Raw genomic sequence first — 8,055 nt, 5'->3', positions numbered from 1 at the left:
GCGACGTCAACTTCGCCTGGCCCAACGCCGAGATCGCGGTGATGGGGCCCAAGGGGGCGGTGGAAATCATCTTCCGCGAGGACAAGGGCGACCCGGCCAAGCTGGCCGCGAAGGAAGCCGAGTGCAAGGCCCGCTTTGCCAACCCCTTCGTTGCCGGCGCGCGCGGCTTCATCGACGACGTGATCCTGCCGCATGAAACGCGCAAGCGCATTTGCCGTAGCCTGGTGATGCTCAAAGACAAGAAGCTGGAAAACCCGTGGAGGAAGCATGGCAACATTCCTTTCTAATCGTCGAAATTTCTTCGGCTTGGTAGCGATTTTGGGGTCAGCTCTTTGTTGCTCGGTGAGTGCGCAAAATGATGTGAATTGGCGAGCCAAGCGAGTCGTCGATAGCTTTTGCTTCTCAAAACACTATGGCGGATACATGCTGCAAAGCACTCAGCCTGATGGTCGATTGCGTCTCACTGCTGAAGCTCGAAGTGTTGGCAGCGGAAGGTCTTGGGGTTTAGAACTGCTGGTTACCCCTGATGAGGTGAAAGAGATATGGCTCACCTCCCTAACAACCGTCCTTGAGCCCAGAGAAATAGAACGGGTGGAGGCCTATTGCAATCCTGATAACACGATTCTCAAGTCCGCGGTTAACAAGGAAAACTACTTGAGAAGCAAACCTGCAATGGATCGGGCATTAAAGGAGCATGCTCCTAGCTTTCCCGTTTTTCCGACTATGCCCGGTATGCAGATCACTCAAGACGAGCAGCAAGCGATTGATGAGTTTCGCTCAAATGCGGAAGTGATGGCAATTCACAAGAAAATTTTCGAAAAGGTCAATAACTTGATTTGGAGCAGGTATCTGGCACTCAGCGATAGAGTGCGCCACATTCCGTATCAACGTGAAGATCATCAATTTTCTCCGCTGATCAAACCGATAGTGCTCATTGAAAAGAAAGGCAACGAGAAATAAATGTTCACCAAAATCCTGATTGCCAACCGCGGTGAAATCGCCTGCCGCGTGATCAAGACAGCACGCAAGATGGGCATTCAGACCGTCGCGGTGTACTCCGATGCCGACAAGGATGCCCGCCATGTCGAGCTGGCCGACGAGGCCGTGCACATCGGTCCGGCGCCGAGTCGCGACAGTTACCTGCAGGCCGAAAAAATCATTGCCGCCTGCAAGAAGACCGGTGCGCAGGCCGTGCATCCGGGCTACGGTTTTCTGAGCGAGAACGAAGCCTTTGCCAAGCGCGTTGAAGAAGAGGGCATCGCCTTCATCGGCCCCAAGCACTACTCGATCGCGGCCATGGGCGACAAGATCGCCTCCAAGAAGCTGGCCGGCGAGGCCAGGGTCAATTGCATCCCGGGCTGGAACGAGGCGATTGAATCCGCCGAGCGCGCGGTTGAAATTGCCAAGGACATTGGCTACCCGGTGATGATCAAGGCCTCGGCCGGCGGCGGCGGCAAGGGCTTGCGCGTGGCCTTCAACGACAAGGAAGCCTTCGAGGGCTTCACCAGCTGCCGCAACGAGGCGCGCAACAGCTTCGGCGACGACCGCGTCTTCATCGAGAAGTTTGTCGAAGAGCCACGCCACATCGAGATCCAGGTGCTCGGCGACTCGCATGGCAACGTGATCTACCTCAACGAGCGCGAATGCTCGATCCAGCGCCGGCATCAGAAGGTGATCGAAGAGGCACCGTCGCCCTTCATCAGCGAGGCCACGCGCCAGGCCATGGGCGAGCAGGCCGTGGCGCTGGCCAAGGCCGTCAAATACCAGAGCGCGGGCACGGTGGAGTTCGTGGTCGGCAAGGACCAGAGCTTTTACTTCCTGGAGATGAACACACGGCTGCAGGTGGAGCACCCGGTGACCGAGTGCATCACGGGCCTGGACCTGGTGGAGCTGATGATCCGCGTGGCGGCCGGCGAGAAGCTGCCGCTGGCGCAAGCCGACGTCAAGCGCGAGGGCTGGGCCATCGAGTGCCGCATCAACGCGGAAGACCCCTTCCGCAGCTTCCTGCCGAGCACGGGCCGCCTGGTGCGCTTTCAGGCGCCGAAGGAGAGCATGTTTGCATCCGATACCGTCAACCTCATGGGCGTGCGGGTGGACACCGGTGTGCAGGACGGTGGCGAGATCCCGATGTACTACGACTCGATGATCGCCAAGCTGATCGTGCACGGCAGGGACCGCTTTGATGCGATTGCCAAGATGCGCGAGGCGCTCAACGGCTTTGTGATCCGGGGTATCAGCAGCAACATTCCGTTCCAGGCCGCGCTGCTGGCACATCCGAAGTTCGTCACGGGCGAGTTCAACACCGGCTTCATTGCCGAGCACTACGGCAAGGGTTTTCATGCCGGGGACGTGCCGCATGACGATCCGGATTTTCTCGTGGCGCTGGCGGCCTATGTGAACCGCCGCATGCTGGACCGGGCCGCCGGCATCAGCGGCCAGCTGCCGGGGCATGGCGTGACGGTGGGCGAAGAGTTTGTGGTGGTCACGCTGGGCGCGGGCGGGCAGAACACGCGCAGCGATGTGCTGGTGACAAATTTTCAAGCGCAATCGGGCTCCAGCCGGGTGGATACGGGCGCCAGAAGCTATGAAATTTGTAGCAACTGGCATTTGGGCGGGGCCCGCATCCGGGGCACGGTCAACGGCCAGCCGTTTGTGGCCCAGGTTGAGCGCGGCGTGGGCCGCAATCCGCTGGCCATCCGCATCGCGCACAACGGCACCCAGCTGGATGCGCTGGTGTTGTCGCCGCGTGCGGCCGAACTGCATGCGCTGATGCCCTACAAGGCGCCGCCCGACATGAGCCGCTATGTGCTGTCGCCCATGCCTGGCCTGCTGGTCGAGGTGGCGGTGCAGCCCGGCCAGAAGGTGCAGGCCGGCGAGCGTGTGGCCGTGATCGAGGCCATGAAGATGGAGAACGTGCTGTTTGCCACGGCTGACGGCGTGGTTGGCAAGGTGCTGGCTGGCAAAGGCGAGTCGCTGACGGTGGACCAGCCTATTGTGGAGTTTGTATGAGCACTGGTAAGGGTGACCATTTCGCCGCCGGGCCGTCCCAAGGCGAAATAGCCCCCTCGGGGGGCAGCGCAGCACACGAAGTGGCAAGCGTGGGGGCCAGTTCTCGCCCTTTTAAGGTTTTAGGCATCCAGCAAATCGCCATCGGCGGCACCAGCAAGGACCGGCTGCGCACCTTGTGGGTGGACATGCTGGGCCTGGAAGTCACCGGCAATTTCGTCAGCGAGCGTGAAAACGTCGACGAAGACATCTGCAGCATCGGCAGCGGCCCGCTCAAGGTGGAGGTCGACCTGATGCAGCCGCTGGATGCGGAGAAAAAACCGGCGGTGCACACCACGCCGCTCAATCACGTCGGGCTGTGGATTGACGACCTGCCCAAGGCCGTTGAATGGCTGACCGCGCAGGGCGTGCGCTTTGCGCCCGGTGGCATTCGCATGGGTGCGGCCGGCTTTGACATCTGCTTTTTGCACCCCAAGTCGAATGACGAGTTTCCGGTGGCGGGTGAGGGCGTGCTGATCGAACTGGTGCAGGCGCCGCCCGAGGTGATCAAGGCCTTTGCCGCATTGGCCTTGGTCTGAAGCGGCAGATTCGCAGCCCTCAGCCCAAGGGCGTGGGCACGTTTTGATGCAGGTAGTCGGTGAACGCGCGCAGGCCGTGTGTGAGGTGCTTGTCCTTGTGAAGTACCAGATGCAGTGGGCGCACCAGGCGCGGCAAGCCTTCACGCAGCGCGACCAGGGTGCCGCGCGCCAGGTCGTCGCCGACCACATGCAGTGACAGGCAGCTCACGCCGAAGCCGCTCATGACCGCGCGCTTGATGGCTTCGGCATTACCGAGTTCGAGCGCAAAGCGCAGCGGGCCCAGGTGCGGCACCAGACGCTCCTCGATGATCTCGCGCGTGCCCGAGCCCGGCTCGCGCACCACCCAGTCCGCTTCGCGCAGCGCGGCTGCGGTTGCGCTGGGGCTGGTGCGGGCCAGCGCATGGGACGGGCTGACGACCACCACCATCTCGTCATCGCACCAGTGGCTGCTGAGCAGATCACCGACCTGGCAGTGGCCTTCGACCAGGCCGATGTCGGCCTCGAATTTCAGCAGCGCCTGCAGCGTCTCCCGGGTATTGCCAATGCGCATGTCCAGGGAGCAGGGCCCGCTTTGGGCATGGCGAAAGCCGGCCAGCAGGGCGGGCAGGATGTAGCTGCCAATGGTGTTGCTGGCCGCCACGCGCAGTTGCACGCCCGACGGCAGCGGCAGGCGCTCCAGCTCATGGGCCTGGTCCAGCAGCGACAGGGCGCGCGGAAACAACAGCCGGCCGGTCTCATTGATCATCAGCCGGCGCCCGAAGCGGTCGAACAGCGGGCTGTCGAGCGCCTGTTCCAGGTCGGCCAGCGCGCCACTGACCGCTGACTGCGACAGCGCCAACCCATGGGCGGCCCCCACGGTCGTGCCCTGTTGGGCCACGGCCACGAACACCTGGAGCTGGCGCAGCGTGAGACGAAGAGGGCGTGTTTCCATATCGTTGATATAGATAAGTAATATGTATATTACCGATTTTACTTATCTGCATGCGGAACTTAAGCTCCGGCCTGTCTTGACCCGGTCTTCTTGTCTTTTTGTCTTTTTGTTCTGTACATGTCGCCTTTATCCACCGTTCCCAACGCCGCCACAACTGCCAAAAGCATCAGCACACCAGCGCCCCTTGTCTGGTGGCGCGACCGGCTGCTGAGCTTGTTGCCGCTGGGCCTGCTGGCGGCGCTCACATTGGTGCTGACCCGGTGGTCGGCTTTGGCAGGCACGGGCCTGTCGGCGCTGACGCTGGCCATGGGGCTTGGCATGCTGGCCGGTAATCTGTTGCCCAGGCGCTGGCTGGCGCCGCTGGCCCCTGGCGCAGGCCTGGCGCGCCAGCAGTTGCTGCGGCTCGGCGTCGCCTTGTATGGTTTGCGGCTGACGTTTGGCGCCGTCGTGGCGCTCGGGGCGGCGGGCGTGGTGGTGCCACTGCTGATGCTGGCCGGCACCTTGCTGGCGGGGCTGTGGCTCGGGACCCGGTTGCTGGGCCTGGGCTGGCGCGAGGCCCTGGTGATCAGCGCGGGCAGCGCCGTCTGCGGGGCGGCTGCGGCGATTGCGGTGGCCTCGGTGGTGCGTACCGACGATCGCCAGACCGCCGTGGCGGTGGCCACCGTGGTGCTGTTCGGCACGCTGGGCATGTTTCTGTACCCCTCTTTGCATGAGCTGGCCGTGCAGCAGTGGCAGTGGCCCGTCAGCGCACGCCTGTTCGGCATTTTCACCGGCGCCACGCTGCACGAGGTGGCGCAGGTGATCGCCTCCGGCCAGATGGTCGGCCCGGCGGTGGCCGACGCGGCAGTGGTCGCCAAGATGGTGCGGGTGCTGGCCCTGGCGCCCTTGCTGCTGCTCATTGCGCTGTGGCCACAAGGTGCCAAGGAAGCGGCGGCGCCTGGCACGGCATCGGCAGGGCTGGGGCGCCCGGTGCTAAAGTGCGTGCCGTGGTTTGCGCTGGGCTTCATCGCCATCATGGCGCTGCACTCCGCGGGCTGGGTGCCGGCCGAATGGAAACCCGCCTTGATCGTCTTCGACGACTGGCTGCTGGCTTGCGCGATGCTGGCGATTGGTTTGCACACGCGTTTGAGCGACCTGCTGCATGCGGGCCGTCGTCCTTTGGTGCTGGCCGGTCTGCTGTTTGTTTTCCTCATCAGCGCTGGCGCGCTGCTGTGCTGGGCCGTGGCCTGAGGGCGTGCGGATCTGCGGGCTTGACCAAACTGTCGGCCTACGCTTTCTTCTCGCGCTGCGCCCGGGCCTTGGCCAGCGCGGCTTCAATCACGGCGTGCTTTTTGTCGATCACGGCGGCATCGGTGTGCTGCGTCTGTGCAGGCAGGTCGGCGAGTTTGGCGGCTGCTTTCCTCTCAAGCCTTTGATCGTTCTCTTCCTTGCTGCGCTTGCGCTGCAAGCTATGAAATTCATAGCGACCCCTGGCCGTGTCCGCCTCGGCCTGTGACCAGGCGGCCCAACCGGTGCGCTGCTGCGTGACGTTTTCCAGGCTGATGCAGTCGACCGGGCACACCGGAATGCAGAGCTCGCAGCCCGTGCAATAGGGCTCGATCACGGTGTGCATCTGCTTGTTGCTGCCCAGGATCGCATCGGTCGGGCAGACCTTAAGGCACAGCGTACAGCCTATGCACCAGTCCTCGTCGATGACGGCCACGCTGCGCGGACCTTCCGTGCCGTTGGCGGGGTTCAGGGGGATCACCGGCTGGCCGGTCAGCGCGGCCAGCCGCGCAATGCCTTGTGCACCGCCGGGCGGGCACTGGTTGATGGGCGCGTCGCCTGCGGCTATGGCCTGGGCGTAGCCGGCGCAGTCCGGGTAGCCGCAGCGGGTGCACTGGGTCTGCGGCAGGGCGGCATTGATACGATTAATACGGTCAGCGAGGGAGCGTTCGGCAGGTGGGTTCACCCGCCTATTGTCCTCCCAGTGGCACCGCCCCGGGGCAATTCACTTGCGGCGAGGGGTCTTTGGGGCCGCGGTGCGGGTGGCTGCGTTTGCTATCTTTTTGGTAGCTGCTTGCGCACGTGCAACAGGGGCTACGGCCTTGATGGCTTTGTTGTTTTCCATGATGAAGGCCTTGACCTGCGGGTAGACGATCTCGCGCCAGCGGCGGCCGCTGAAAATGCCGTAGTGGCCGGCGCCCTTGACTTCCAGATGTTTCTGGCGCGCCTTCGGCACGTTGTAGCAAAGGCCGTGGGCGGCTTCGGTCTGGCCGGCGCCGGAAATGTCGTCCAGCTCGCCTTCGATGGTGAAGTGGGCCGTGGTCTTGATATCCTGCGGGCGCACGCGCTCCAGCTTGCCGTCCACGCCCTTGACGTCCCAGGTGCCGTTGACCAGCTTGAATTCCTGGAACACCGTGCGGATGGTGTCCAGGTAGTAATCAGCGTCCATGTCCAGCACGGCGTTGTACTCGTCATAGAACTTGCGGTGCGCCTCGGTGCTGGCGTCATCGCCCTTGATCAGGTCCTTGAAGTAGTCGTAATGGCTGGACAAATGGCGGTCCGGGTTCATGGCGACAAAGCCGGTGTGCTGCAAAAAGCCCGGGTAGACGCGCCGCCCGGCGCCGGGGAAATTGCTCGGCACGCGGTAAATCACGTTGTTTTCAAACCATTCAAAGCTCTTGTTCATCGCCAGGTTGTTGACGGCCGTCGGCGACTTGCGCGCGTCGATCGGCCCGCCCATCATGGTCATGCTCAGCGGGGTCGACTCGCCGCGCGAGGCCATCAGCGAGACGGCGGCCAGCACCGGCACGGTGGGCTGGCAGACGCTGATGACGTGGCAGTTGCCGTAAATGCCCTGGATATGGCGAATGAATTCCTGCACGTAGTTGACATAGTCGTCGAGGTGGAAGGCGCCGTCTGTCAGGGGCACGGTGCGGGCGTTTTTCCAGTCGGTGATGTAGACCTTGTGGTCCTTGAGCATGGTGCGCACCGTGTCGCGCAGCAGCGTGGCGTAGTGGCCTGACAGCGGCGCCACGATCAGCACGGCGGGCTCGCCCTTGAGGCTGGTCAGCGTGGCGGGGTTGTCGGAGAAGCGCTTGAAGCGGCGCAGCTCGCAAAAGGGCTTGTCGATTTCCACGCGTTCGTGGATGGCGACATCGGTGCCGTTCACATCCACGGTCTTGATGTCAAAGCTCGGTTTTTCATAGTCCTTGCCCAAGCGGTAAATCAGGCTGTAACCGGCTGCCACCCGCTGCGCAAACGGGTTTTGTGCCAAAGGGGACAGGGGATTGCCATAGAGCTTGGCCGCCGCTTGTGCAAAATCGACAAAAGGCTCCATCAGCGTGCGCTGGGTTTCATAGGCTTGGTACAGCATGGGTGATGTCTTTATAACCGTGGGAAACTGGGTATGTTGCAATGCAATATAACAGGCGCCGGGAACATTTGGGTAAGCGCAAACACCAACTCGAGCCGCTTGCAGGTTAGAAGTGACAAAGCGCGCGCAGCGCGCATCGGCAGCGTGCGCTGGCCGATCAGGCACCGCCTGTTCGGCGGTAT

The 8,055-nt window shown here is 62.8% G+C and carries 8 protein-coding genes; 5 read left to right on the top strand and 3 right to left on the bottom strand.

Features of this window, described 5'->3' with window-relative positions:
- The 4 genes from V6M61_RS20755 to V6M61_RS20740 form a co-directional block, all read left to right on the top strand.
- Positions 1-287, top strand: a 287-nt coding sequence (locus V6M61_RS20755; RefSeq protein ID WP_332778504.1) for a carboxyl transferase domain-containing protein, incomplete at its 5' end; no start/stop codon positions are given.
- Positions 268-960, top strand: coding sequence for a hypothetical protein (locus V6M61_RS20750; protein ID WP_332778503.1), 693 nt, complete (start codon positions 268-270; stop codon positions 958-960). The genes V6M61_RS20755 and V6M61_RS20750, both read left to right, overlap by 20 nt.
- Positions 961-3,009: an acetyl/propionyl/methylcrotonyl-CoA carboxylase subunit alpha gene (locus tag V6M61_RS20745; RefSeq protein ID WP_332778502.1), complete on the top strand. Its 2,049-nt coding sequence runs from the start codon at positions 961-963 to the stop codon at positions 3,007-3,009.
- A gap of 89 nt (positions 3,010-3,098) precedes the next feature.
- A complete protein-coding gene (locus tag V6M61_RS20740) occupies positions 3,099-3,584 on the top strand; it encodes a VOC family protein (RefSeq protein WP_332778506.1) in 486 nt (161 codons plus the stop codon).
- Positions 3,585-3,603: 19 nt separating this feature from the next.
- On the opposite strand, the gene V6M61_RS20735 is transcribed toward V6M61_RS20740, so the two are convergent.
- The gene (locus tag V6M61_RS20735; RefSeq protein WP_332778501.1) at positions 3,604-4,515 is read right to left on the bottom strand and encodes a LysR family transcriptional regulator; all 912 of its coding nucleotides are present in this window, start codon (positions 4,513-4,515) and stop codon (positions 3,604-3,606) included.
- Between the two features lie 117 nt (positions 4,516-4,632).
- Here V6M61_RS20735 and V6M61_RS20730 point away from each other — a divergent pair, with 117 nt between their 5' ends.
- Positions 4,633-5,745 (top strand): YeiH family protein, encoded by a 1,113-nt coding sequence (locus tag V6M61_RS20730; RefSeq protein ID WP_332778500.1) that lies wholly within the window; start codon positions 4,633-4,635, stop codon positions 5,743-5,745.
- Between the two features lie 37 nt (positions 5,746-5,782).
- On the opposite strand, the gene rsxB is transcribed toward V6M61_RS20730, so the two are convergent.
- Together rsxB and V6M61_RS20720 are read right to left on the bottom strand one after the other, a co-directional pair.
- Positions 5,783-6,466: an electron transport complex subunit RsxB gene (rsxB, locus tag V6M61_RS20725; RefSeq protein WP_332778499.1), complete on the bottom strand. Its 684-nt coding sequence runs from the start codon at positions 6,464-6,466 to the stop codon at positions 5,783-5,785.
- A 39-nt stretch (positions 6,467-6,505) separates the two neighbouring features.
- Positions 6,506-7,873 (bottom strand): polyhydroxyalkanoate depolymerase, encoded by a 1,368-nt coding sequence (locus V6M61_RS20720; RefSeq protein WP_332778498.1) that lies wholly within the window; start codon positions 7,871-7,873, stop codon positions 6,506-6,508.
- Positions 7,874-8,055: the final 182 nt, after the last annotated feature.

Origin of the sequence: Polaromonas sp., assembly GCF_036676035.1 — a bacterium.
In the GTDB taxonomy this organism is placed as follows: Bacteria; Pseudomonadota; Gammaproteobacteria; order Burkholderiales; family Burkholderiaceae_C; genus Polaromonas.
Note: the sequence above shows the minus strand (reverse complement) of the source record. Positions and strands in the feature narration are given on the sequence as shown.

Coding starts and splice junctions, on each gene's coding strand:
- V6M61_RS20750 (WP_332778503.1), top strand. CDS start 268: ATGGCAACATTCCTTTCTAATCGTCGAAATTTCTTCGGCTTGGTAGCG.
- V6M61_RS20745 (WP_332778502.1), top strand. CDS start 961: ATGTTCACCAAAATCCTGATTGCCAACCGCGGTGAAATCGCCTGCCGC.
- V6M61_RS20735 (WP_332778501.1), bottom strand. CDS start 4,515: ATGGAAACACGCCCTCTTCGTCTCACGCTGCGCCAGCTCCAGGTGTTC.
- V6M61_RS20730 (WP_332778500.1), top strand. CDS start 4,633: ATGTCGCCTTTATCCACCGTTCCCAACGCCGCCACAACTGCCAAAAGC.
- V6M61_RS20720 (WP_332778498.1), bottom strand. CDS start 7,873: ATGCTGTACCAAGCCTATGAAACCCAGCGCACGCTGATGGAGCCTTTT.